The organism is Actinomycetospora sp. C-140, from assembly GCF_054796175.1.
In genome coordinates, this window is sequence record NZ_JBTWNF010000021.1 from 101979 (window position 1) to 126250 (window position 24272).

Genomic DNA, 24272 nt, shown 5'->3' on the forward strand with positions numbered 1-24272 from the left:
AGCGTGCGGGGTCCCGCCGCTGTCCCTGCGCCGTGCCGGAGGTCCCCGTGCTGCTGTCCCCCCACGAGCAGGAGAAGCTGCTGGTGCACGTGGCCGCGGGCCTGGCCCGCGACCGTCGGGCCCGGGGACTGCGGCTCAACCACCCCGAGACCGTGGCGCTGCTGACCTCCTGGATCCTCGAGGGCGCCCGCGACGGGCGCAGCGTCGCCGACCTCATGACCGACGGGCAGAACGTCCTCACCCGCGACGACGTCATGGACGGCGTGCCCGAGATGCTGCCGACGGTCGCGGTCGAGGCGACGTTCCCGGACGGCACCAAGCTCGTCACCGTGCACGACCCGATCGCATGAGCGTGCCCGGCGAGATCCTCCACGGCGACGGCGACGTCACCTGGGGCGAGGAACACGAGACGCTGGACCTCGTCGTCGCCAACACCGGCGACCGCCCGATCCAGGTCGGCTCCCACGTCCACTTCGCCGCGGCCAACCCGGCGCTGGCGTTCGACCGCGAGGCCGCCGCCGGGATGCGCCTGGCGATCCCCGCGGGCACGTCGGTGCGCTTCGAGCCGGGGGTGGAGAAGGAGGTCGCGCTCGTCGCGCTCGGCGGGACGGGCACGGTGCCGGGCATCCGGCTCGACGTCGACGACCCCGCCGGCCGGCGCAGCGGATCGGCGGGTCCCGGCTGGAGCGTGACCCGCGAGACCTACGCCGACCTCTTCGGCCCGACGACCGGCGACCGGGTCCGGCTCGCCGACACCGACCTCACGATCCGGGTCGAGGAGGACCGCAGCCGCGGCCCGCGGGGCGGCGACGAGGCGGTGTTCGGCGGCGGCAAGGTCATCCGCGAGTCGATGGGGCAGTCCCGGGCCCCGCGCGCCGACGGCGCACCGGACCTCGTCATCACCGGCGCGCTGGTGCTCGACCACTGGGGCGTCGTCAAGGCCGACGTCGGCGTGCGGGACGGGCGCATCGTCGGGCTCGGCAAGGCCGGCAACCCCGACACCATGCACGGCGTCGACCCGGAGCTGGTGATCGGCCCGTCGACGGAGATCCTCGCCGGCAACGGGCTGGTCCTCACCGCCGGCGGCGTCGACTGCCACGTCCACCTCATCAGCCCCCAGCAGCTGCCCGAGGCGCTCGGGTCGGGGGTCACGACGATGATCGGCGGCGGTACGGGCCCCGCCGAGGGCACCAAGGCCACGACCGTGACGCCCGGCGCCTGGTGGCTGGCGCGGATGTTCGAGGCGCTGGACACCGTGCCGCTGAACTTCGCGCTGCTCGGCAAGGGCAACACCGTCGGCGTCGACGCGCTCCACGAGCAGGTCGTCGCGGGCGCCTCGGGGTTCAAGGTGCACGAGGACTGGGGCGCGACGCCGGCGGCGATCGACGCGGCGCTGCGCGTGGCCGACCAGACCGGGGTCCAGGTCGCCCTGCACACCGACACGCTCAACGAGGCGGGCTACGTCGCCGACACCCTCGCGGCGATCGCGGGCCGGGGCATCCACGCTTACCACACGGAGGGCGCCGGGGGCGGGCACGCGCCGGACATCATCACCGTCGCCGGGCAGCCGCACGTGCTGCCCAGCTCCACCAACCCGACCCGCCCGCACACCGTGAACACCGTCGACGAGCACCTCGACATGCTCATGGTCTGCCACCACCTCAACCCCTCGGTGCCCGAGGACCTCGCCTTCGCCGAGTCCCGCATCCGCGCCTCGACGATCGCCGCCGAGGATCTCCTGCACGACCTCGGTGCGATCTCGATGATCGGGTCGGACTCGCAGGCGATGGGGCGGGTCGGCGAGGTCGTCATGCGCACCTGGCAGACCGCGCACGCCGCCAAGAAGCGCTGGGGCCTGCTCGCCGGGGACGCCGACGACGACAACCTGCGCGCCCGGCGCTACGTCGCGAAGTACACGATCTGCCCGGCGGTCGCGCACGGGCTCCAGCGCGAGGTCGGGTCGGTCGAGGTGGGCAAGCTCGCCGACCTCGTCCTCTGGGACCCGGCGTTCTTCGGCGTCCGCCCGCAGGTCGTGGTCAAGGGCGGGATGATCGCCTGGGGCCGCATGGGCGACGCGAACGCCTCGATCCCGACCCCGCAGCCGGAGCTCTCGCGGCCGATGTTCGGGGCCGCCGCGCCGGCCGCGGCCGCGACGTCGGTGCACTTCGTCACCGAGGCGGCCCTGACCGCCGGGCTCTCCGAGCGCGTCGACGTGCGGCGCCGGTTCGCGCCGATCACCGACACCCGCGCGGTGGCCAAGGCCGACCTGCCCCGCAACGACGCGACCCCGGACATCGCCGTCGACCCGGACACCTTCACCGTCCGCGTCGACGGCGAGGTCGTCGAGGCAGCCCCCGCCCGCGAGCTGCCCATGGCCCAGCGGTACTTCTTGTTCTGATGAGCACCCACACCGTCGTGGACAGCCCCCTGGGCCCGCTGACCCTGCGCGCCGACGACGGCGTGCTCTCGGGGCTGTACATGCCCGAGCACCGCCACGGTCCGGCGCCCGAGACGCTCGGGGACCGCGACGACGACGGTCTGCCCGCCGTCCGCGAGCAGCTCGCGGCCTACTTCGACGGCGAGCTGACGGCGTTCGACCTGCCCCTCGACCTGCGGGGCACCGCGTTCCAGCGCCGCGTCTGGACCGAGCTGCGCGCCATCCCGTACGGCGAGACGCGCACCTACGGCGAGCTCGCGGCGGCCCTCGGCACGCCGTCGGCGTCGCGCGCGGTGGGCCTGGCGAACGGGCGCAACCCGATCAGCATCGTCGTGCCGTGCCACCGCGTCGTCGGGGCGAGCGGGTCGCTCACCGGCTACGCGGGCGGCGTCGACCGCAAGCGCGCGCTGCTCGACCTCGAGGCGCGCGCGTGACCCTCGCCCCCGGGCTGCTGCTGCTCGCCGACTCCCGCCTGCCGACCGGCGGGCACGCGCACTCCGGCGGCGTCGAGGAGGCCGTGCGCCGCGGTGACGTGACGGGCCCGGCGGACCTCGCGACGTTCCTCGCGGCCCGCGTGCCGACCACGGGCCTCGTCACCGCGTCCTTCGCGGCCGCGGCGTGCGCGCTCCTGGGGCTCGCGGGGGAGGAGCGAGGGTCACCTTCGCTGCGTGGGGCGCAGTCAGGGCGTCCCTCGCTCCCCACAGGCGCGCCGGGGTGGGCGCGTTGGGAGGACGCGATCGACGCGCGGACCCCGGTCGCCGCGCTGCGCGAGGTGTCGCGGGCGCAGGGGCGCGCCCTCGTGCGCACGGTTCGCCGGGTGTGGCCCCACGCGCAGCTCGACGGCCTGGATGCGCGCCCGCACCAGGCGCTCGTGCTCGGCGTCGCCACGGCCGCCGCGGGCGCGGGTCCCGACGACGCCGCCGCGCTCGCCGTGCACCACCTCGTCGGCCAGGCCACCACCGCCGCCGTGCGCCTGCTCGGCCTCGACCCGCTCGCCCTCGCCGGCGTCCACGCCCGCGCGCTCGAGGACGCCGCGACGACCGTCGCGCGCGCCACCGCGGCCGGCGTCGCCGCGGCCGCCGCCGACGACCCCGACCTCCTGCCCGCCGCGACCACCCCGCGACCCGAGGTGCTCGCCGTCGTCCACGCCCGAGCCGAGGGAGCCCTCTTTGCGTCATGAGCTGCACGAGACGGATCTCTCCGGGGGCGCGGCCGACGGGCCGGCCGCGCCCCACCGCCACGACCACGCGGTGCGGATCGGCATCGGTGGCCCGGTCGGCTGCGGGAAGACGGCGCTGACGGCCGCCCTGTGCCGGGCACTGCGCGACGAGCTCTCGGTCGCCGTCGTCACCAACGACATCTACACCACCGAGGACGCCGACTTCCTGCGCCGCGAGGCCGTCCTCGACCCGGAGCGGATCGTCGCCGTGCGCACCGGCTGCTGCCCCCACACGGCGATCCGCGACGACATCACCGCGAACCTCGACGCCGTCGAGGACCTCACCGCCCGCTTCGACCCCGACCTCGTGCTCGTCGAGTCCGGCGGCGACAACCTCACCGCGACCTTCAGCTACGGCCTCGTCGACCGTCAGATCTTCGTGGTCGACACCGCCGGTGGGGACGACGTGCCGCGCAAGGGCGGGCCGGGCGTCGCCGGCGCGGACCTGCTGGTGGTCAACAAGATCGACCTCGCCCCGCTCGTCGGCGCCGACGTCGACCGGATGGCCGCCGACGCCGCCCGCGTCCGCCAGGGCCGCCCGACCGTCCTGACCTCGGTGCGCACCCGCCCCGAGGTCACCGAGATCGCCGACTGGGTGCGCGCCCGCGTCGCCGCACGGGCCCTGGCGGCGTGATCCCGGCCCACTTGGCCGTCGACGCCGGGCGCGTCACCTGGACCTCCCGTCCGCCGGTCGTCCTGCGGCGCACCGGGACGGCGCGGGTGCACCTCGTCCAGGTCGGCGGCGGACCGCTCGGCGGCGACGAGCTGGGCCTCGAGGTCGTCGTCGGACCCGGCCAGCACCTGGAGCTCCGCAGCGCCGCCGCCACGGTCGTGCAGCCCGGCCGCGAGCCCGGCGCCGCGGCGACGTTCGTGGTGACCGCGAGCGTCGCCTCCGGCGGGAGCCTCGTCTGGCGCCCGGAGCCCACCGTCGTCACCGACGGCGCGGTGTGGGACGTCCGCCTGCGCCTCGACCTCGCCGCGGACGCCGCGGCGACCGTCGCCGAGCAGGTCGTGCTCGGCCGCTCCGGGCAGGACGGCGGGCGCGTCGCCGGCACCCTCGACGTCCGGGCCGGCGGCCGGCCGTTGCTCGTCACGACCACTCACCTCGACGGCGCCGACCCCGCCCTCACCGGACCGGGCGGCACCGCCGGCGCCCGGTCGGTGGGCACGGTCCTGCGCGCCGGCCCGGACGTCGCGGACGACGACGCGACCGGAGGCGACGCGGACGTCCTCTGGGCCCGCAGCCCGCTCGCCGGGCCGGGCTCCCTGCTGACCGCGCTGGGCACGCCCCGGGCGGTGTCCGGGGTGCTGGACGGGGTGCTGTCGGCTCAGCGGTGCTCGGGCGACCGGGGGACCCGGGCGTCCTGAGCCGCCACACCGTCCGGGTCGAACCACGGGTGGCCGCCCCGCGACGTCGGCGGCGTGGGCGAGGTGCCCGGCCGCGCGGGCGGCGTCGACGGCGTGCCGCCGGCCGCCTCGGCCCCGTCGTCGTCCGGGTCCGCGGCGCCATCGGCGTGGTCCCCGGCCTCGGCCGTGTCGGTGTCGTGGTCCTCGTGGTCGTCGGTGACATCCGCGGCCTGGCCGGCGTCGCCGGTCTCGTCCTCCGCGTCGTCGCGACCCTGGTCGTCGTCCGCCCCGTCGGTCCCAGGAGCGTGGGCTGCCTCGGCGTCCTGCCCCGTGGAGCTGTCGGGCGTGGCGTTGCCGGGCGTGGCGTTGCCGGGCGTGGCGTTGCCGGGCGTGGCGTTGCCGGGCGTGGCGCTGCCGGGCGTGGCCTCGGCGGCCGACCGGCCCGGCACGAAGGTCGCCGCCGCCGAGACGGGCCGCGCGCCGGTTGCGGACCCGGCGGCCGGAGCCGACGGAGATGCTTCGGTTCTCGAAGCGTCACGCGGGGCTTCGGCGTTCGTCCCGGCACCGGCGGCGGCACCGGCGGCGGCACCGGCGGCGGCACCGGCGGCCGGAGCCGGCGCGGATGCTTCGGTTCTCGAAGCGTCGCGCGGGACTTCGGCGTCCGTCGCGGGGCCGGCGGCGCCGGTTGCGGACCCGGCGGCCGGAGCCGACGCGGATGCTTCGGTTCCCGAAGCGTCTCCGGAACCCTCGTCGCCTTCTTCCTCGTCCTCGGCGTCCTCCGACGATGCGGCGCTGTCCGCGGACGCGTCGGCGCCCTGGACGTATCCCGGGTACTCGGTGGTCTCGTCCTCCTCGGGCGCGGCCGGGGGCGGCGGGACGACACCGCCGCGCCCCGCGCCCTGCAGGTAGCCGGGGTAGCGGTCGGCGTCGGGGTCGTGGAGCCGCCCGCCTGCCTCCTCGGTCGGCTCCTCCGCCGACGATTCGGACGACTCCTCGGCGCTCGGCTCGGAGACCTCCTCGTCGGGCGCCACATCGGCCTCGGTCACCGCGGCGAAGGTCTCGGTGTCCGTGTGGTCGTCGTGCTCCTCGTCACCGACCTGCGGGATCGGGAACGACGGGACGGGGCGCGACGGGGTCCCGGCCGGCGGGGAGGCCGTGGGCCCGGTGCCCCAGGGCGGGGTGCCGTGCGGGGGAACGGGCATGCCCGGAGACGGCGGGCCGGTGGGTCGGGCCGCGGCCGCGCCGAGCCCGATCCCGGCGCCCGCGCCGGCGGCGGCCGCGCCGACCGGGAGCAGGGTGGTGCCGGCCTCGGCGATCACCTGGTCGCCGCGGTCGTCGACCAGGGCGTGCCGGCCGGTCGGCGTGCGGTCCTCGGGCTTCTTCGGCAGGCGCCGGAACAGGGCGATGAGGATCAGCGTCCAGGACACCACCTGCAGCACGATCGCGAGGAGGCCGAGCGAGCTCGCGACGGACGCCAGCGACTCCGGCGCCAGGCCGGACAGGTGCAGCGTCGCCTCGGCGATGAGGTACGCCGGGATCAGGAGGGCGACCAGCTGCACCGCGAGTCCGGCGATGGCCGGGCCCGAGACGGCGGGCAGCTCGCGGCGACGCAGCAGGGCCACCACGAGACCGACGATGATCGGCACGCCCGCGGGGAGGAAGGCGGCGGCGAGTCGGGCGCCGGAGTCGAGCATGGCGACGAACCTAACGGAACGGGACCGAACGGCGGAGCATCGACCTCCGCGGCACGGATCGTGGATGCCCCGGCGTGATGACGGGGTGATGGCAGCGTGATGGCAGGGTGATGACGGGCGTGATCGCCGGGCTCACGGCAGGACGCGGGGGTCGGTGAGGTCGGCGTCGCCGAGGCCCAGAGCACGGGCGATGCGCCGCGCCTCGTCGAGGCCGATCTCCTCGCCCGCACCCCGGCCGGCCCACCAGAGCTCCTCGGGCTGGGTGCTGGCGTGCCACCGACCGTCGACCCCCAACCGGGCGCCGCGGTGGACACCGGTGCTCCGGGGGTCGTAGCGGAGCAGGGTCGGGCCGAGGGTGCCGCCGCGATCGACCCAGAACGTGAGGCGGGGAGGCCGGGCGGGACGGCGGGGGCGGGCGGGCCGAACGGGTCTGCGGGGTCGGCCGCCCGTGCTCGCGGCGGTCACGTCCGCCAGCATGGTTCACCGTGAGCAGCGGGACGACCGGCCGACGGAGGAACATCCCCGGGGCCGGTGCTGCCCCGAACGCCGGGCCCGATCGGGTCCGGACGGTTCTCGCGGCGTGCGACGCGGTCGACGGGTTCTTCGCGATCTCGACCCGCGACGTCGAGGCGGCCGACCCCTCGTGGCGACCGCTCGCGCGCTTCCTCGCCGTCCCCGAGCAGGGCGCCGACCCGCTCGCCCAGCGGCTCGAGCAGGTGGCCGCGGGGCTCGGCGCACCCCGCCGCGTCGCGGCGTCCCTCCTGGGGCAGTCGCTGGCGTCGCGGTCGGTCTCGGTCCTGCTCGCCGCGGCCGCCCAGGGCGTCCTGCCCGACCTCTCCCCGGTGTCGGTCCTGCACGCGCGGGCCTGGCCGGGCGGGCCGATGCCGCTGTGGGCCGACCCGGAGCGCCTCGACGGCGTCCTGCTCGGGGCGCCGGACGACCCGGGCACGGCCGCGGCCGTCGCCCGGGCGCTGGCCGAGGACCACGTCGCGCCGGTCGTGGCGGCGATGCGGGCGCGGGCGTCGGTGTCCGAGCGCGTGCTGTGGGGCAACGCCGCCGGGGCCCTCGGCGGGGCCGTCCGGGTGCTGGGCTCCGCCCGCCCGGATCTTCACGACGCCGCCCTCGCCCTCGCCCGCGGCGTGCTCGGCCAGGAGCCCTTCGCCGGGCTCGGGGGCTTCGTCGCCGATCCCGACCACCCCAGCGGCCTCGGTTTCGCGCGCACCACCTGCTGCCTCTACTACCAGGTGCCCGGCGGCGGGAAGTGCGGCGACTGCGTGCTCAACCGCCGCTAGCTACACCGGCGGCCAGACCACCAACAGCCGGCCCGCGCCGATCAGCGCGAACACCCCGACCAGCGCGAACATCGCCACCCAGATCCCGCCCGGGACCCCGGTGAGCCGTTCGAGCTGGTCGGCGTCGGAGTCCGGCGCGCGGCGGCGGGACCGCTTGCGCTGCACCTCCATCACGGTGCGCAGACCGCCGATGATGAGGAACCAGGTCACGAAGCAGGCGAAGCCGTACTGCACGTTCGCCGACCCGTAGGCGGCGACGACGACGAACACGGCGCCGGTGAGCACCACCGAGAGCACGCCGTAGGCGTTGCGGATGAGGATCAGCGTCGCGAGCAGCAGGACCACGGCGACGACGAGCATCGCCGAGATCGCGTCGGCCGCCACCAGCACCGACGCGCCGATCCCGAGCACCGGCGGCGTCGCGTAGCCGGCGGCGGCGGTGGCGACCATGCCCGGCCCGTCGCGGCGTCCCTTCGAGACGGTGACGCCCGAGGTGTCGGAGTGCAGGAGGATCCGGGTCAGCGTGCGCCCGGAGAGGATCGCGACCAGGGCGTGCCCGCCCTCGTGCGCGATCGTGACGACGTTGCGGGCGAGCCGCCAGGTGCCGTGCACCGCGACGACGAGCAGGGCCACCAGACCACTGACGATGACGAGCGTGGCCTGCGTCTGGCCGGTGCTGAGCTGGTCGAGGCCGTCGAAGGGCGACGGCAGCGAGGTCGGGAGGCCGGTCGTCACGATGGGGGCACGGTAGTAGGTGCCCCGTCGCGCCTCGGTGTCGCGCTCGCCGAGCGTCCCGCCGGCGGCCATGCTGATCGCGTGACCGACACCGCGGGGGCCGCCGAGACGATCCGGATGGGGACCGCACGGGGCCGCTGGATCCTGCTGACCACCGTGCTCGGGTCGGGGCTCGCGATGCTCGACTCCACGGTGGTCAACATCGCTCTCGAGCGGATCGGGGCGGAGTTCGACGCGAGCTTCGCCGCGCTGCAGTGGACGATCAACGGCTACACGCTCACGCTCGCCGGGCTCATCCTGCTCGGCGGGTCGCTGGGCGACCGCTTCGGGCGCCGGAAGATCTTCCTCGTCGGCGTGGTCTGGTTCGCCGTCGCCTCCGCGCTGTGCGGGCTGGCGCCGTCGGTGGAGCTGCTCATCGCCGGGCGCGCCCTGCAGGGTGTCGGCGGGGCGCTGCTGACGCCGGGCAGCCTCGCGCTCATCTCGGCGTCGTTCCACGGCGAGGACCGGGCCGCGGCCATCGGGGCGTGGTCCGGGCTCGGCGGGGTGGCCGGCGCGGTCGGCCCGTTCCTGGGCGGGTTCCTCGTCGAGTGGACGTGGCGCGCGGTCTTCCTCATCAACCTGCCGCTGGCCGCCGTGGTGGTGGTCGTCGCACTGCGCCACGTCCCCGAGTCCCGCGACCCCCAGGCCGCGACGCACCTCGACGTCCCGGGCACGGTGCTCGCCGTCGCCGGGCTCGCGGCCCTGACCTGGGCGCTCACGGCCGCGGGCGAGGAGGGCTCGACGGTCTCCGCCGTCGTGGCGGGCGGGATCGGGGTGCTGGCGCTGATCGCCTTCGTCCTCGTCGAGCGCCGCGCCCGGGCGCCGCTGGTGCCCGGCGAGCTCTTCGCCAACCCGCGCTTCACGGGCACGAACATCATCACGTTGCTCGTCTACGGGGCGCTCGGGGTGAACTTCCTGCTCGTCGTGCTCCAGCTGCAGGTCGTGGCGGGCTTCAGCCCGCTGGCGGCCGGCATGGCGACGCTGCCGATCACGCTCATCATGCTCGTGCTCTCGGCCCGCTCGGGACGCCTCGCGCAGCGGATCGGCCCGCGCTGGCCCATGACGATCGGGCTGCTGCTCGCGGCGGTGGCGATGCTGCTGCTGCGGCGGATCGGGCCGGACGCGTCCTACTTCGTCGACGTGCTGCCGGCGGTGGCGCTGTTCGGGCTCGGCCTCGCGGGCACCGTCGCCCCGCTGACCGCGACCGTCCTCGACGCCGCCGACGACCGCCACGTCGGCATCGCCTCCGGGGTCAACAACGCGATCGCCCGCGCCGCCGGGCTGCTCGCGGTCGCGCTGATCCCCGCCGTCGCCGGCATCTCGGGGCAGGACTACACCGACCCGCCGTCCTTCGCGGCGGGCTACCGGATCGCGATGGCGATCGCCGCCGGCCTGCTCGTGGTGGGCGCGGTGCTCTCGGCGGTGCTGCTGCGTCCCCGGAGGACGGCCGCGACGCCGCCCGACGACCCGGACGATCACGCCCCGCCGCGCTTCCCCACCGAGTCCTGCACCCACTGCGGCGTCGCCGCGCCCCAGCAGTACCCGCGCTCGTAGGTCAGGCGAGCGCCTCGAGCACCGCGTCGGCGTCGGCCGCGGTGTTGTGCAGGTGGAAGCCCAGGCGGGCGGCGCCGTCGCGGACCGCCGCGCGCACACCGGCGGCGGCGAGGCGGTCGGCCGCGCCGTCGTGGCGCACCGAGACGATGGCGGACTCGCCCGGCGGCATCCCGAGCCCCGTGCGCACGCGGTTCGCGAGCCCGACGGCGTGGTCGTGCACCGCGGCGGCGTCGAGGGACGCGAGCCAGGGCAGGGCGACCGCGGCGCCGACGTGCGCGAGCCACACGGGGGAGAGGTCGAAGCGCCGCGCGTCGTCGTACAGGCGCAGGGGCAGGCCGTAGATCGCGTCCCAGCCCCCGGCGTACCAGCCGGCGAGGGCGGGGGTCAGGCGCTCGGCGAGCCGGTCCGAGAGCGCCATCCAGGCCGCGCCGCGCGGGGCGAGCAGCCACTTGTAGCCGCCGGCGACCACGGCGTCGGCCCACGCGAGGTCGGCGGGCAGCCACCCCAGCGACTGGGTCGCGTCGAGGACGACGAGCGTGTCCGGGCCGACCTCGGCCCGCAGGGCCGCGAGGTCGAGCAGCGCCCCGTCCGCGGAGGCCACGACGCTGACCGCGACGACGTCGGCGGCGCGGGCGCGCTCGGGCAGCTCCTCGAGCGGCACCTCGGAGACGTCGTGCCCGGCGGCGGCGAACGGGAAGCTCACGCTGGTGAACTCGCGGTCGGCGGTGAGCACGCGCGCGCCGGCGGGCAGCGAGGTCGCGATCAGCCCGACCATGCCCGACACCACGGTGCCCAGCGCCACCGACGACACGGGCACGCCGACGAGCCGCGCGAACGCTTCCCGCCCCGTAGCGACGACGCCGTCGAACCCCGGCGCCGAGGTCTCCGCCCGGCCCCACGCGGTGACCGCGGCGGACACCGCGTCCACCACCGGACCGGGCGGGACCCCGATCGAGGGGGTGTTGAGGTAGATGTCCTCGACGTCGAACGTCGTGCCGAACGCGTGGCGCACTCCCGCGAGGCTAGTGATCCGCGTGGTGGTACGCGTGGGCGACGGCGTGGCCCCGCCCGCGACTGATCATGAAGCGGTTGACCGGCGTCGTGACGACGAAGGCGATCGCGAGCGAGACGGCCAGCGACGCCCAGAACAGCACCGACCCGAGGCCCGCGTCCATCGCTCCGGGCACGGCGAGGACGACCCCGTTGTCGACGACCTCCATCACGGCGATCGAGACCGTGTCCGCGGCGAGGGCGACGCGCAGTGCGGTGCGCAGGTCCGCGCCGGACCGCAGGACGCCGCGCATGGTGAGCGCGTAGCCGAAGACGAACGCCAGCACGACCGACAGGACGACGGTCACGGCGTTGGAGAGCGACGCGGCCGTGCCGATGACCATGCCGAGGACCTCGCCGATCGCGCAGCCGGTGAGGCAGTGGGCGGTGGCCTGGGCGGCGGCCGACCACGAGACGTCGCGCCAGCTCATCGGGTCTCCTCGACGGGGGTGAAGCGGCGCAGGCGCAGGCTGTTGGCGACGACGAACACGCTGGAGAACGCCATCGCCGCGCCGGCGATCACGGGGTTGAGCAGGCCGAGGGCTGCCAGCGGCAGGGCGGCGACGTTGTAGGCGAACGCCCAGAACAGGTTGCCCTCGATGGTGCGCAGGGTGCGCCGGGCGAGGCGCAGGGCGTCGGGGACGACGCGCAGGTCGCCGCGCACGAGCGTGAGGTCGCCGGCCTCGATGGCGGCGTCCGAGCCGGTGCCCATCGCCAGGCCCAGGTCGGCGCGGGCGAGCGCGGCGGCGTCGTTGACCCCGTCGCCGACCATGGCGACCACCGCGCCGGCGTCCTGCAGGCGGGCGACCTCGTCGGCCTTCTGCTCGGGCAGCACGCCGGCGATCACGGTCGGGATGCCGACCTCGTCGGCGACGGAGCGGGCGACGGTCTCGTGGTCGCCGGTGAGCAGGACGGTGCGCAGCCCCATCGCGTGCAGCGCCGCGATCGCGCCGGCGGAGCTCCCACGCACGGTGTCGGCGACCGCCAGGACGCCCCGCGGCTGCAGCGCAGCCCCGGGGTCCGCCCAGGCCACGACGACCGGCGTCGGCCCGCCGGCCTCGACCTCGGCGACGGCGTCGCGCAGCGCGTCGGTGGGGACGCCGAGCTCGTCGAGCAGCCGGAGCCGCCCCACGACGACCGCGCGTCCCTCGACGGTGCCGGTGACGCCGAGCCCGTCGCGGGCGGCGACGTCGACGGCCGCGGGGAGGTCGCCGAGCCGGTCCCGGGCGGCGTCGGCGACGGCGCGGGCGACCGGGTGGGTCAGCGCGTCCTCGAGGGCGCCGGCGCGGCGCAGCAGGTCGGTCCCGTCGACCTCGCCGAGAGCGGTGACGCCGGTCAGGCGCATCTCGCCGGTGGTGACGGTGCCGGTCTTGTCGAGGACGACGGTGTCGACGCGGCGCGTGGACTCGAGCACCTCGGGCCCGCGCAGCAGGATGCCGAGCTGGGCGCCGCGCCCGGTGCCGACCATCAGCGCGGTCGGCGTCGCGAGCCCGAGCGCGCACGGGCAGGCGATGATGAGGACCGCGACGGCGGCGGTGAACGCGGCGGCGGCGCCCGCGCCGACGAGCAGCCAGACCGCGAGCGTGCCGAGCGCGAGCACGATGACGATCGGCACGAACACCGCGGACACGCGGTCGGCCAGCGCCTGGACGGCGGCCTTGCCGTTCTGCGCCTCCGCCACGCGGCGCGCGATCCGGGCGAGGCGGGTGTCGGCGCCGACCGCGGTCGCGCGCACCACGAGGCGCCCGCCGACCGCGACCGTCGCCCCGCTGACCTCGTCGCCGGGCTCGACGTCCACCGGCACCGACTCGCCGGTCATCGCGCTCGCGTCGATCGCGGAGCGCCCCTCGACGACGACGCCGTCGGTCGCCACCGTCTCGCCGGGGCGCACGACGAACTCGTCGCCGAGCGCCAGCCGCTCGACCGGGATGCGCTCCTCGCGCCCGTCGCGACGGACGGCGACGTCCTTCGCGCCGAGGTCGAGCAGGGCCCGCAGGGCGTCGCCGGCGCGGCGCCGCGCGCGGGCCTCGAAGTACCGGCCGGCCAGCACGAAGGTCGTGACGCCGGCGGCGGCCTCGAGGTAGATGGCGTCGGGGCCGCCGGCGGCGGTCAGCGAGAGCTCGTGGGTCATGCCCGGCATGCCCGCGCCGCCGAGGAAGAGGGCGTAGAACGACCAGCCGAGCGCGGCCAGGGTGCCCACCGAGACCAGCGTGTCCATGGTCGCGGCGCCGTGGCGCAGGTTGGTCCAGGTCGCCCGGTGGATGTCCTGCCCGCCCCACACCACCACCGGGGCGGCGAGGATCGCCGAGAGCCACTGCCAGTTCGTGAACTGCCAGGGCGGCACCATGGCCAGCACGATCACGGGCAGTGTCAGCGCCACGCTCACGAGCAGGCGCCGGCGCAGGACGTCGGCGGTGTCGTCCGCCGGGTGCTCCGCGGGGCCGCCGTGTCCGCCCGGGACCGCGGGCGTGGGGACCGACGCCCCGTAGCCGAGCTTCTCGACCGTCGCGACGAGCTCCGCGGGATCGACGGGCTCGGTGCGGTCGACCCACGCCGTCCCGGTCGCGAAGTTGACCCCCGCCTGCACGCCGTCGACCTTGTTGAGGCGCTTCTCGATGCGGGCGGCGCAGGAGGCGCACGTCATCCCGGTGATCGCCAGCTCGACGCGGCCGGTGCCGGCCGACGGGCCGGCGGCTCCGCCGTGCTCGGTGCCGGACGCCGGCGTGGGCGACGCGGGCGGTGCGGTCATCGGGGCCTCCCTCTCTCCTCCCCGTTGGTACCCCTGGGGGGTATAGCTGTCAATGCGCCACGGCGTGGCGCGCGGGTGGGTCGTCGGTCACGCGCAGCGAAGTGGTGTGATTGTTTCGTGACCTCGCACCGGCCGCTGCCGCGGTCCGGGTCGGACGGACCGGTGGGACCTGCCCGCCCGTCCGGCTCCGCCGGGCCCGTCGCCGCTCCGGCGCGCCACCGCGCGCCGGTCGGAGAGGTCGACGCGCCCGGGGCCGCCCGGTCCGGCGGCGGCGTGGGCCTGCTCAGCGCCCCGCCCCGGACCGCGGCGCCCACGGGGCCGCACACAGGAACGCACACCGGGGGCTACCCGGGAACGCACACCGGGGCGCACACCGGGGCCCACCCGGGGACGCGCACCGGCGCCCACCCCGGGACGCACACCGGGGCCTACCCGGGCACGCAGACCGGGGCGTACCCCGGCACGGCGGCCGGGCCCCACACCGGCGCCCACACCGACGCTCCTCGCCGGGACGCTCCGCCCGGACGCCCGCCCGGACCCGGTCACCCCGAGCGGGTGCCGCCACCTCCTCCGGGTCTCCCGACGACGCGGCCCGCCGCGGGGCCCGCCGTGCCTCCGGTACCACCTCCTCCGCCGGGATCGCCCGGCCGTCCCGGCGGCGACGTGCCGACCCGTGGCGCCGTGCCCGGGCCGCCGGCCGCGCCCGCGAGCCCGCCGCGGGGGACCGGTGTCGTCGCCCGTCCCGCGACCCGTCCCGCCCCGGCCGGCGGGGACGAGCCGGTGGCGCCGCGTCGCTCCACGCCGCCGTCCGCCGACCGTGCCGGCCGCGGCACGGGCGACCGCACCCCCGACCGCACCGCCGACCGCACCGCCCACCGTCGCGCCCCCAGGACCGGCGACGAGCGCTCGGGGGCGGCCACGGGCACGCGGCGCGCCCCGCGGGAGCGGGAGACCACGTCCCGTGCGGCCCCGGTGAGTCGCGTGACCGCTCCGGAGCGCTCGTCGCACCGCGCGGGCGGCCGGGCCGCGAGCCGCTCGCAGGCCCCGCCGCCGAACCGCGCCGCCCGCCGCCGGGTCGCCGCCGACCGGGAGCCGCCGCGCCGGAACCGGGGGCTCCCGCTCGGCGTGGGCGCCGCGGTCGTCGGCGCGCTCATGGCCGGCACGCTGGTCACGATCGAGACGCTCAACGGCGCCCCGGCCAACCCGCTGGCCGCGTCGGCCCGCGCGCTGAACCTGCCGACGAGCGGGACCGAGCACCTGGCGCCGCCCGCCCAGCCGAGCGCGCCGGAGGTCGACCTCGCGGGCGCCGTGTCCGAGGCGGAGCAGGCGGGATCGCGCGACGGCTTCAACCTCAGCGTCGCCGTCGGGGACGCCGCGACCGGGGACGTCGCCCCCGGGTCGAACCCGGACGAGACGTTCTACACGGCGTCGCTGGCCAAGCTCTTCGTCGCCGTCGACATGCTCCAGCGCCAGCGCGACGGCGAGCTGACCCTCGGCGACCGCGACCTGCGCCTGCTCCACGCCGCGCTCACCGTCAGCAGCGACCCGGCCATGAACGCGCTCTGGACCCAGTACGACGGGCCGAGCGCGATCACCCGGGTCTCCCGCTCGGTCGGGCTGGAGGACACCACCGCGCCGGACGACACGTCCCAGTGGGGCGAGGTGCAGACCTCGGCGCGCGACATGGTGAAGCTGCTGCGCCACATCCAGGTCGACCTCCCCGCCCCCGACCGCGACCTGCTGCTGGGCACCATGTCCCAGGCGCAGCGCATCGCGGGCGACGGGTTCGACCAGGGCTTCGGCTTCCTGGACGGCTCGCACGCCCCGGTCAAGCAGGGCTGGCTCTGCTGCCTCGGCTCGCGGGCGAACCTGCACTCCGTCGCCGTCCTCGACGGGCGCTTCCTCGTCGCGGTGATGACCGACGAGCCGCCGGGCTACGACGCGGCCCGCCAGGTGGTCGACGCCGCCGCCTCCAGCGTCCGTCGGGACCTCGGGGACGCCGCCCGCGCCGGGTAACGTGGCGGGCAGTCGGCGCCGGGAGGGTCATGGAGACGGAGCAGTCGCCCGAGCAGCACGGCTACGGCTACGCGGGGAACAAGGACGACCACCTGCGGCGGCTGCGCCGGATCGAGGGCCAGGTCCGCGGCATCGCCCGGATGATCGAGGACGACAAGTACTGCATCGACGTGCTCACGCAGGTCTCCGCGGCCACGCGGGCGCTGCAGAACGTCGCGCTCGGGCTGCTCGAGGAGCACATGGGCGGCTGCGTGGTCGACGCCGCGAAGGCGGGCGACGCGGAGGCGGCCGAGAAGGTCCAGGAGGCCTCGGCGGCGATCGCCCGCCTCGTCCGGTCGTGAGCGCCTAGGACCGCGCGGGCAGGGCGCCGTCGACGCGCCGGCGCAGCTCGGCGGCCAGCGCCTCGACGCCCCCGAAGCGGCGGTCGACCACCAGCTGGCCGAGCACCGCGAGCAGCACCGACGGCCACTCGACGAGCCCGAGGATCCCGGCCCCGGCGTAGAGGGCGTAGAGCACGAGGCTCCCGGCCTCGGGGGTGTGCGCGCGCACCCAGAGCTTCACCGCCTCCTCGTCGCCGCGGTCGAGCGCGGCGAGCAGGTCGGGCGCCTCCTCCGGCTCCGGCGCGGTCTCCGAGGGCAGGGGCGGCATCTGCGTGACCGTCGCCGCCGTGCCGTCGGGGACGGCTGCGAGGTGCGCGCGGGAGGCGGTCGGGGATCCGGCGGTGCCGTCGGCCATGGGATGTCCTCGCGGGGTCGGCGGGATGAACACGTGCTGTCGTGCGGGCGTACCCACCCTAGGCGGCTCAGGTCGCCGGACCGTGATGGATCGTCCCGAGATCCCCGTCGAACGCCGGGCGCGCTCAGCCCGGGAACAACCCGTCGAGCGCGCGGCGGCGCTCGTCGCGGTCGAGCCCGCGCAGGTCGGCGTGCCCGTGCTCGGTGACGACGACGTCGACGTCGTGTGCGGCCGTCGTCACCGGGCGGGCGAGCCGCTCGACGCGCGTCGGGCGTCCCCGGTGCTGCGAGGCCAGCGCGATGACCGAGAGGCCGCGCGCGGAGCGGGCCGCGGCCGCGGCGTAGTCGGGGTGACCGCCGATGCCGCCGACCAGCGCGGTCGCGGTGCCCTCGACGTTCACCTGGCCGTCGAGGTCGATCTCCACGGCCGTGTTCACCGACACCAGCGGCGGGTCCGCGGCGAGGCGCGAGGGCTCGTGGGTGTGCTCGATGCGGTGGACGACGGGGTGCCCGGCGCGGCCCCGGGCGTCGGCCCAGGCGTAGAGCGCCGGGCTGCCGACGAGGTAGGTGGCGACGGGGTCGGAGAGCAGGAGCCCGGCCTCGTCGAGGGCGACGACCCCGTCACCCAGGAGGCCGGAGTCCGCGTGCACCCGGATCCCGGCGGCCCGCACCGCGCCCACGACGGCCTCGCCGAGCTGGCCGGGCGCCCACTGCAGGCGGACCCCGTCGGTGAGCAGGCCCGCGACGTGGCGCCCGATCGCCTCGTGCTCCGGGCTGGGGGCGGGCGGCGGCGCCGGGGCGTGCGGGCCCTCGGACTGCTCGCCGAGCACGAAGACCTGCTCGTCGGGCAGGGGAGGGCCGGCGGCGGCGCGGGGCAGGGCGGGGTCGAGGACGACGGCCAGTGGGACCCCGAGGTCGACCACCGCGCGGATCCATGACACCTCGGCGCCGAGCACCGGACCGACCGGGCCCGGCGCGGCGGCGACCACGAGCACGTCGGGGCGCAGCGGCCCGGCGACCAGCGCCGGCACCGCGGACAGGCGCGCCGGCACGGCGTGCACGTGCCCGGCCTCGGCGGCCTTGCGCAGGCCCCAGCCGGGCATCACGGTGCGGGCGTCGGCGAAGGCGGCGAGGTCGAGGCCGTCGGCGGGCCCGGGCAGCCACCCGGTGACCAGGCGCAGGTCGCCCCGCTCCCGGGCGAGCGCGGAGAGCAGCGGGTAGGCCGCGCGGGGGCTGCCGCAGCCGTCGGCGAGCGCGATGCGCGCCCCGGGGCGCACGAGACCGGCGAGGATGCCGCCGTCCAGGGCCATGATCGGCAGTCTGTCAGCCCCGCGCGGCGCTCCCGAGCAGGCCCCGGGCGATGATCACCTGCTGGATCTGGCTCGTGCCCTCGTAGATCCGGAACAGGCGCGCGTCGCGGTAGAGGCGCTCGACCGGCACGCCGCGCATGTAGCCCGAGCCGCCGTGCACCTGCACGGCGCGGTCGGCGATGCGCCCCACGGCCTCGGAGCAGAAGTACTTCGCCGTCGACGGGCCGAGCGTGGTGTCCGAGCCGTCGTCGTAGGCCCGCGCGGCCTCGCGGACCAGGGCCCGCCCGGCGTGCCAGTCGGTCACCGAGTCGGCCACGAGGCCCTGCACCAGCTGGTAGGCGGCGATCTTGTGCCCGCCCTGCTCGCGCTCGGTGGCGAACAGGCGCATCTCCTCGACCAGCCGCGCCGCCATGCCCATGCAGAGCGCCGCGATGTGCAGCCGCCCGTGCGCGAGGCAGCGCATCGCGGTGACGAACCCGCGGTGCAGGCCGTCCTCGCCGCCGACGAGGTGGGCCGCCGGCACGCGGACCTCGTCGAGGTAGACCTCGCAGGTCCAGGAGCCGCGCTGGCCCATCTTGGCGTCGTGCTCGGTGAACGAGACCCCGGGCGCCGAGGTCGGGACGAGGAACGTCGAGATGCCCTTGGCCGGCGGGGCGTCCGGATCGGTGCGGGCGAAGACCATGAGCACGTCGGCCAGCGGCGCGTTGGTGATCCAGCGCTTCTGTCCGGTGATCACGAACTCGTCGCCGTCACGCGTGGCCTTCGTCGTCAGCGACGAGGGGTCGGACCCGGCGTCCGGCTCGGTGAGCGCGAAGGAGGCGACGACCTCACCGGTCGCGAGCCGGGGCAGCCACTCGTCCTGCTGCTCCGGGGTGCCGCCGGTGAGCAGGACCTGACCCGCGATGCCGTTGTTGGTGCCGAACAGCGAGCGCAGCGACGGCGTGGTCCAGCCGAGCTCCATGGCCAGCTCGACCTCCTCGGCCATCGACAGGCCGATGCCGCCGAACTCCTCGGGGATCGCGAAGCCGTAGAGGCCCATCGCCTTGCACGCCTCGCGCAGCTTCTCCGGGACCTCGTCGGTGGCCTCGATCTCGTCCTCGCGCGGCACCACCTCCTCGCGCACGAACGCGCGGACCGAGGACAGGACGTCGGCGAAGTCAGAGGCCTCCATGGCCTCACCGTGTCACGTTCCGCGGGGCCCCGCCGTCCACCCTCCGACCCGCCCGAGCAGGAGGAGCCCCGATGACCCGCATCCCCCTCGTCGACGACGCCGACGCCGGCGTCCTCGGCCGCCTCGCCTACCGTTTCGCCCGGCGGCGCTTCGGCGACGTGCCCGAGCCGTTCACGGCGCTGCGCCACCACCCCGGCCTGTTCTGGACCGCGGCGGTGTCCGAGTCGCTCACCGAGAAGGTCGCGACCGTCCTGCCGGCCCGGCTGCGCGACCTCGCCGTCTACCGCACCGCGACCCGGGTCGGGTGCTCCTGGTGCGTCGACTTCGGGGAGATGCTCTGGATCCGCGCGGGCCTCGACGCCGACCACCTGCGCCGGGCCGCGGCCGACGACGCCCCCGACGACGGGCGCTTCGACCCCGACGAGCGGGCGGTCCTCGCCTACGCCGACGCCATGAGTGCGCAGCCGATCGCGGTCACCGACGCCCAGGTGGCCGACCTCGACGCCCGCCTCGGCCACGCCGGGCTCGTCGAGCTGACCCACCTGATCGCCGTGGAGAACCAGCGGGCGCGGTCCAACGCCGCGCTCGGCCTGCGCGCGCAGGGCTTCGCGGCGTCGTGCGAGGTCCCGGTCAGACCTTCTCCGGGTTGAGCACCGCGTGCACGGCGCGGGCGCGCCCGTCCGCGACGGTCAGGACCAGGACGGCCGACGCCGGCCCGAACGGCGCGAGCAGGCCGGCCTCCCCGTTGACCAGCACCGGTCGTGCGGCGTCCAGGACCTCGGCCCCGCCCTCCTCGAGCAGGGCGACGAGCAGCCGCGCGATCTTCTCGGCGCCCACCACGGTCCGCCGCGCGGCCTTGACGACGCCGCCGCCGTCGGCGCGCAGGGCGGCGTCGGGGTGCAGGAGCGTCACCAGCGTCGGGACGTCGCCGGCGGCGAGGGCGGCGACGAACGCGTCGAGCACCCGGCGCTGGTCGGGCTCGGGCACCGGGTCGGGCAGCTCGCCGTCCGCCGCGGCGGCGCTGACCGTGCGCCGGGCCCGGGAGGCGTGCTGGCGCGCGGCCGTCGTCGTGCAGCCGAGCACCTCGGCGACGTCGTCGAAAGGCAGGCCGGCGGAGTCGTGCAGGACGAGCGCCACCCGCTGGTCGGGGGACAGGCGCTCGAGCACGAGCAGCGCGGCGATCCGGACGTCCTCGCGGGCGACGACGGCGTCGAGCACGTCGTCGGCGCCGGTCGTGACCAGCGGCTCGGGCAGCCACGGCCCGACGTACTGCTCGCGGCGGGCGGGCGCCGAGCGCACACGGTCGAGGCAGAGCCGCCCCACCGTGGTCGCGAGCCAGGCCCGCGGGTCCCGGACCCGGGCGCGGCCCTCGTCCCCGAGCCGGTCCCAGCGCAGCCACGCCTCCTGCAGGGCGTCCTCGGCGTCGGACCGCGACCCGGTGAGCCGGTAGGCGACGGCGAGCAGGTGGGCGCGGTGCTCCTCGGTCGGGGGCGCCTCGGCGGTCACCCCGCCAGCATGCCCGCGCGGCTCACCGCACGCCGCGCATCGCCCGCTTGATCCACGGCGTGAGGGCGAAGAGCACGAGGCCGAGCACGATCGCCGCGCCGCCGGTGACACCGAAGTAGGCGCCCTCGTGCTCCGGAGCGTAGAAGCCCGCGAGCGTGCCCGAGAGCGCCGATCCCAGCGAGACCGTGAGGTAGAACAGCGCGACCGTGAGGTTCCGGAACGCGGCCGGCCCGATCCGCGTCGACACCGAGAGCCCGACCGGCGAGAGGTTGAGCTCGGCGAGCGCGAACACCAGCAGGATGAACACCAGCGCGACCACCGGTGTGGAGTTGCCGACGCCGCCCGCCCACGGCAGGAAGAGCAGGAACGCGAGACCCATGCCGGTGGCGCCGATCGCGAACTTCGCGGGCGTCGACGGCGCGCGGGTGCCGAGCTTCGTCCAGAGCAGCGCGAACACCGGTGCCAGGACGATGACCCAGAACGGCTCGATGGAGTTGACCCAGTTGACCGGCATCTCCCAGCCGAACAGGTTCCGGTCCAGCCGCTCGTCGGAGTAGAGCTCGACGACGGTGAACTGCTGCTGGAACAGCGACCAGAACACCACGCTGCCGAGCCACATCGGGACGAACGCCCGGACGCGGCTGCGCTCGTCGTCGTCGACCTTCGGGCTGGTCAGCATGATCGTGAAGATCACGATGGAGATCACCGCGACGACGATCGCCACGGCGGTGGAGAGCGTGCCCGGCTCGAGCACCCCGGTGGCGAAGCCGATCAGGACCACGACGACGACGCCGACCGCGACGAGCGCCGGCCGGACCCACGCGCCCGGGGGCAGCGGGTCGGGCACCACGGACGCGGTGTCGGGGAGGCCCCGCCGGCCCACCGCGTAGATCCCCAACCCGATGGCCATCCCGATCGCGGCCAGGCCGAACGCCCAGTGGAACCCGATCTGCTGCTGGGTCAGCCCCGTGAGCAGGGGGCCGACGAGCGCGCCGATGTTCACGCCCATGTAGAAGATCGAGAAGCCGGCGTCGGCGCGGGGGTCGTCGCGGGCGTAGAGCGAGCCGACGACGCTCGTCGCCGAGGTCTTCACCCCGCCGCTGCCCAGGGCGACCAGGACGAGCCCGATGGCGACGCCCGTGAGCCCGGGAACGACGGCGAGGGCGATGTGCCCCGCCATCACCGTGATCGCGGAGAAGAACAGCGTCCGTTCGGCGCCGAGGACCCGGTCGGCGACCCAGGCGCCGACCACGGCGGCGAGGTACACCAGGCCGCCGTAGGCGCCGATGATGCTGGTGGCGGACGCCTTCTCCAGGCCCAGCCCGCCCTCGGTCGCGGCGTAGTACAGGTAGTACGCCATGACGGTCTGCATCCCGTAGAACGAGAAGCGTTCCCACAGCTCGACCGAGAACAGGCTGCCCAGGACGAGGGGGTGCCCGAAGAACCGTCGGTCGGTCGAGGGCACGTGCTCGGTGGTCGGGGTCGTCACGGGGTGCAGCGTGCTCCTCGCGGAGCGCGACCGCCAGCGTGGACACGCGGCGAGGACCCGTCCGGATAGCGAAAGGATGTCCCCGGTTCGTGTCGACACCGGGCGACGGAACGGGCACGCTGCGCCACCACACGGGCGGCGCCGCCCGTTCCCGGAGGTGGCCTCGTGTACGTCCAGAACGACACCCCGCTCGGCTCGCTGGCGCTGAGCTCGCTGGTCGCCGTGCTCCCGCTGCTGATCCTCTTCGTCCTGCTGGGCGGCCTGCGGGTCCGGGCGTGGCTCGCGTCGCTGATCGGGCTGGCGGTCGCGCTGCTCGTCGCGATCCTCGTGTACGGCATGCCGGTCGGGCAGGCCGTCCTCGCGGGGATCGAGGGCGCGGCGTTCGGCTTCTTCCCGATCCTCTGGATCGTGATCAACGCCTTGTGGATCTACCAGATGACCGTGACGTCGGGGCACTTCGACGTGCTCCGCCGGTCGTTCGGGTCGGTGTCCGACGACCCGCGGGTGCAGGCGGTCATCATCGCGTTCGCCTTCGGCGCGCTGCTCGAGGCGCTCGCCGGGTTCGGCACGCCGGTGGCGATCTGCACGATCATGCTCATCGCGCTGCGCTTCCACCCGCTCAAGGCCGCTGTGGTGGCCCTGGTGGCCAACACGGCACCCGTGGCATTCGGGGCCATCGCCGTGCCGATCACGACGCTGGCGCAGGTCACCGGCCTGCCGGAGGACGCCCTCGGCGCGATGGTCGGGCGGCAGACCCCGATCCTGGCGCTGTTCGTGCCGTTCGTCCTGGTCGGGCTGGTCGACGGCGCGAAGGGGCTGCGGGAGACCTGGCCGGTCGCGCTGGTCGCGGGCCTCGTGTTCGGTGTCGCGCAGTTCGCGACGTCGAACTACCTCTCGCTCCCGCTGACCGACATCGTCGCCGCCCTGCTCTCCGCCGGCGCCGTCGTGCTGCTGGTGCGGGTCCGGCCGCCGCGCCGCTCCCCGGTCGCGACCGACGCGACGGCCGAGGAGACCGCGGCCGCCAGGACGCCGGTGGGCGTGGGCGGTGGCGACGGGACGGGTGGCGACGGGACGGATGGCGACGGGACGGGTGGCGTGCCCGCCGAGGGGGCCGCCGCCGACGACCACCGTCAGGACAGCCGACGGGACACCGTCCTCGCGTACATGCCCTACGTGATCATCATCGTGCTGTTCGGCATCCAGCAGATCCCGCCGGTGAGCAAGGCGCTCAAGGCGGTGACCGTGAAGTTCAACTGGCCCGGGCTGGACGTGCGCACCGCGGCGGGCAAGCCCGTGTCCACCGTGGCCTTCAACCTCAACTGGCTCGAGGCCGCCGGGACGATCCTGCTCATCGCCGGCGTCATCACCGCGCTGGTGCTGAGGCTGCACCCGGGTGCCGCCGTCGCGGCCTACGGGCGGACGCTGGTGCAGCTGCGCACGGCGATCCCGACGGTCATGGCCGTGCTCGCCCTGGCCTACGTCATGAACGACTCGGGGCAGACGCTCACCCTCGGAGCCCTGCTGGCCGGGACCGGCGGGTTCTTCGCGGTGCTCTCCCCGGTGCTCGGCTGGCTCGGGACGGCGGTCACCGGTTCGGACACGTCGTCGAACTCGCTGTTCGGCGCGCTGCAGGTCACGGCGGCCAAGGGCGCCGGGCTCGACCCGATCCTGCTGGCGGCGGCGAACAGCTCCGGCGGCGTCCTCGGCAAGATGATCTCCCCGCAGAACCTCGCCATCGCCGCGTCCGCGGTCGGCATGGCCGGGCGCGAGGGGGAGATCCTGCGCCGCGTCCTGCTCTGGAGCCTCGTGTTCCTCGCGGGCATGTGTGTCCTCGTCCTGCTGCAGTCGACACCGGTGCTGGGCTGGATGGTGGTCGCGGGATAGGCACCGGTGTGATCGGGTAGGACCGTTCGACGGCACTTGCCGTGCA

23 protein-coding genes are annotated in these 24272 nt (G+C 76.0%); 12 read left to right on the forward strand and 11 right to left on the reverse strand.

Annotation, left to right across the window (positions count from 1 at the left end):
- The first annotated feature begins 47 nt into the window (after positions 1 to 47).
- From ACR9E3_RS27730 to ACR9E3_RS27755, 6 genes are read left to right on the forward strand one after another with little or no spacing between them, the layout of a single operon-like run.
- Positions 48 to 350, forward strand: a complete 303-nt coding sequence (locus ACR9E3_RS27730; RefSeq protein WP_460384062.1) for an urease subunit gamma — start codon at positions 48 to 50, stop codon at positions 348 to 350.
- A complete protein-coding gene (locus ACR9E3_RS27735) occupies positions 347 to 2398 on the forward strand; it encodes an urease subunit alpha (RefSeq protein WP_460384064.1) in 2052 nt (683 codons plus the stop codon). Before ACR9E3_RS27730 ends, ACR9E3_RS27735 begins: the two co-directional genes overlap by 4 nt.
- Positions 2398 to 2871: a methylated-DNA--[protein]-cysteine S-methyltransferase gene (locus ACR9E3_RS27740; protein ID WP_460384066.1), complete on the forward strand. Its 474-nt coding sequence runs from the start codon at positions 2398 to 2400 to the stop codon at positions 2869 to 2871. The genes ACR9E3_RS27735 and ACR9E3_RS27740 overlap by 1 nt, the downstream gene beginning before the upstream one ends.
- On the forward strand, positions 2868 to 3617 hold the full coding sequence (locus ACR9E3_RS27745; RefSeq protein WP_460384068.1) for an urease accessory protein UreF: 750 nt from the start codon (positions 2868 to 2870) through the stop codon (positions 3615 to 3617). Before ACR9E3_RS27740 ends, ACR9E3_RS27745 begins: the two co-directional genes overlap by 4 nt.
- Positions 3607 to 4290, forward strand: coding sequence for an urease accessory protein UreG (ureG, locus tag ACR9E3_RS27750; RefSeq protein ID WP_460384070.1), 684 nt, complete (start codon positions 3607 to 3609; stop codon positions 4288 to 4290). The genes ACR9E3_RS27745 and ureG overlap by 11 nt, the downstream gene beginning before the upstream one ends.
- Positions 4287 to 5024 (forward strand): urease accessory protein UreD, encoded by a 738-nt coding sequence (locus tag ACR9E3_RS27755; RefSeq protein WP_460384072.1) that lies wholly within the window; start codon positions 4287 to 4289, stop codon positions 5022 to 5024. The genes ureG and ACR9E3_RS27755 overlap by 4 nt, the downstream gene beginning before the upstream one ends.
- Here ACR9E3_RS27755 and ACR9E3_RS27760 read toward each other — a convergent pair.
- Together ACR9E3_RS27760 and ACR9E3_RS27765 are read right to left on the reverse strand one after the other, a co-directional pair.
- Complete coding sequence (locus tag ACR9E3_RS27760) at positions 4985 to 6697, reverse strand: hypothetical protein (protein WP_460384074.1); 1713 nt, start codon at positions 6695 to 6697, stop codon at positions 4985 to 4987. The two genes, ACR9E3_RS27755 and ACR9E3_RS27760, sit on opposite strands and share 40 nt — an antisense overlap.
- A gap of 132 nt (positions 6698 to 6829) precedes the next feature.
- Complete coding sequence (locus tag ACR9E3_RS27765; protein ID WP_460384076.1) at positions 6830 to 7162, reverse strand: hypothetical protein; 333 nt, start codon at positions 7160 to 7162, stop codon at positions 6830 to 6832.
- Between the two features lie 20 nt (positions 7163 to 7182).
- On the opposite strand from ACR9E3_RS27765, the gene ACR9E3_RS27770 reads away from it, so the two are divergent.
- The gene (locus ACR9E3_RS27770) at positions 7183 to 7989 is read left to right on the forward strand and encodes a (2Fe-2S)-binding protein (RefSeq protein WP_460384078.1); all 807 of its coding nucleotides are present in this window, start codon (positions 7183 to 7185) and stop codon (positions 7987 to 7989) included.
- Here ACR9E3_RS27770 and ACR9E3_RS27775 read toward each other — a convergent pair whose 3' ends face one another.
- The gene (locus ACR9E3_RS27775) at positions 7990 to 8796 is read right to left on the reverse strand and encodes a M50 family metallopeptidase (protein ID WP_460384080.1); all 807 of its coding nucleotides are present in this window, start codon (positions 8794 to 8796) and stop codon (positions 7990 to 7992) included.
- 45 nt (positions 8797 to 8841) lie between these two features.
- On the opposite strand from ACR9E3_RS27775, the gene ACR9E3_RS27780 reads away from it, so the two are divergent.
- Positions 8842 to 10317: an MFS transporter gene (locus ACR9E3_RS27780; RefSeq protein WP_460384112.1), complete on the forward strand. Its 1476-nt coding sequence runs from the start codon at positions 8842 to 8844 to the stop codon at positions 10315 to 10317.
- 1 nt (position 10318) lies between these two features.
- Here the strand turns inward: ACR9E3_RS27780 and ACR9E3_RS27785 are convergent, their stop codons facing one another.
- Genes ACR9E3_RS27785 through ACR9E3_RS27795 form a run of 3 tightly spaced genes read right to left on the reverse strand, consistent with a single transcriptional unit; the run spans position 10319 to position 14116 of the window.
- Positions 10319 to 11329 carry an aminotransferase class V-fold PLP-dependent enzyme gene (locus ACR9E3_RS27785; RefSeq protein WP_460384081.1) on the reverse strand — a complete coding sequence of 337 codons (1011 nt, stop codon included), beginning with the start codon at positions 11327 to 11329 and terminating at the stop codon, positions 10319 to 10321.
- Positions 11330 to 11339: 10 nt separating this feature from the next.
- A complete protein-coding gene (locus ACR9E3_RS27790; protein WP_460384083.1) occupies positions 11340 to 11798 on the reverse strand; it encodes a DUF4396 domain-containing protein in 459 nt (152 codons plus the stop codon).
- On the reverse strand, positions 11795 to 14116 hold the full coding sequence (locus ACR9E3_RS27795; RefSeq protein ID WP_460384085.1) for a heavy metal translocating P-type ATPase: 2322 nt from the start codon (positions 14114 to 14116) through the stop codon (positions 11795 to 11797). Before ACR9E3_RS27795 ends, ACR9E3_RS27790 begins: the two co-directional genes overlap by 4 nt.
- 681 nt (positions 14117 to 14797) lie before the next feature.
- Here ACR9E3_RS27795 and ACR9E3_RS27800 point away from each other — a divergent pair.
- Positions 14798 to 16132 (forward strand): serine hydrolase, encoded by a 1335-nt coding sequence (locus tag ACR9E3_RS27800; protein ID WP_460384086.1) that lies wholly within the window; start codon positions 14798 to 14800, stop codon positions 16130 to 16132.
- A 29-nt stretch (positions 16133 to 16161) separates the two neighbouring features.
- Entirely contained in the window at positions 16162 to 16473 is a 312-nt protein-coding gene (locus ACR9E3_RS27805; RefSeq protein ID WP_460384087.1) for a metal-sensitive transcriptional regulator, read from the forward strand.
- A 4-nt stretch (positions 16474 to 16477) separates the two neighbouring features.
- On the opposite strand, the gene ACR9E3_RS27810 is transcribed toward ACR9E3_RS27805, so the two are convergent.
- The 3 genes from ACR9E3_RS27810 to ACR9E3_RS27820 all read right to left on the reverse strand — a co-directional run bounded on the left by ACR9E3_RS27810 (position 16478) and on the right by ACR9E3_RS27820 (position 19347).
- Positions 16478 to 16867 carry a hypothetical protein gene (locus tag ACR9E3_RS27810; protein WP_460384089.1) on the reverse strand — a complete coding sequence of 130 codons (390 nt, stop codon included), beginning with the start codon at positions 16865 to 16867 and terminating at the stop codon, positions 16478 to 16480.
- Positions 16868 to 16991: 124 nt separating this feature from the next.
- Positions 16992 to 18176, reverse strand: a complete 1185-nt coding sequence (locus ACR9E3_RS27815) for an acetyl-CoA hydrolase/transferase C-terminal domain-containing protein (protein WP_460384090.1) — start codon at positions 18174 to 18176, stop codon at positions 16992 to 16994.
- Between the two features lie 13 nt (positions 18177 to 18189).
- The gene (locus tag ACR9E3_RS27820) at positions 18190 to 19347 is read right to left on the reverse strand and encodes an acyl-CoA dehydrogenase family protein (protein WP_460384091.1); all 1158 of its coding nucleotides are present in this window, start codon (positions 19345 to 19347) and stop codon (positions 18190 to 18192) included.
- Between the two features lie 71 nt (positions 19348 to 19418).
- On the opposite strand from ACR9E3_RS27820, the gene ACR9E3_RS27825 reads away from it, so the two are divergent.
- Positions 19419 to 19997 carry a carboxymuconolactone decarboxylase family protein gene (locus tag ACR9E3_RS27825; RefSeq protein WP_460384092.1) on the forward strand — a complete coding sequence of 193 codons (579 nt, stop codon included), beginning with the start codon at positions 19419 to 19421 and terminating at the stop codon, positions 19995 to 19997.
- On the opposite strand, the gene sigJ is transcribed toward ACR9E3_RS27825, so the two are convergent.
- Positions 19978 to 20853 carry an RNA polymerase sigma factor SigJ gene (sigJ, locus tag ACR9E3_RS27830; protein ID WP_460384093.1) on the reverse strand — a complete coding sequence of 292 codons (876 nt, stop codon included), beginning with the start codon at positions 20851 to 20853 and terminating at the stop codon, positions 19978 to 19980. The two genes, ACR9E3_RS27825 and sigJ, sit on opposite strands and share 20 nt — an antisense overlap.
- 22 nt (positions 20854 to 20875) lie before the next feature.
- A complete protein-coding gene (locus tag ACR9E3_RS27835) occupies positions 20876 to 22342 on the reverse strand; it encodes a peptide MFS transporter (RefSeq protein ID WP_460384094.1) in 1467 nt (488 codons plus the stop codon).
- A 165-nt stretch (positions 22343 to 22507) separates the two neighbouring features.
- On the opposite strand from ACR9E3_RS27835, the gene ACR9E3_RS27840 reads away from it, so the two are divergent.
- The gene (locus ACR9E3_RS27840) at positions 22508 to 24226 is read left to right on the forward strand and encodes an L-lactate permease (protein WP_460384095.1); all 1719 of its coding nucleotides are present in this window, start codon (positions 22508 to 22510) and stop codon (positions 24224 to 24226) included.
- Positions 24227 to 24272 lie beyond the last annotated feature (46 nt).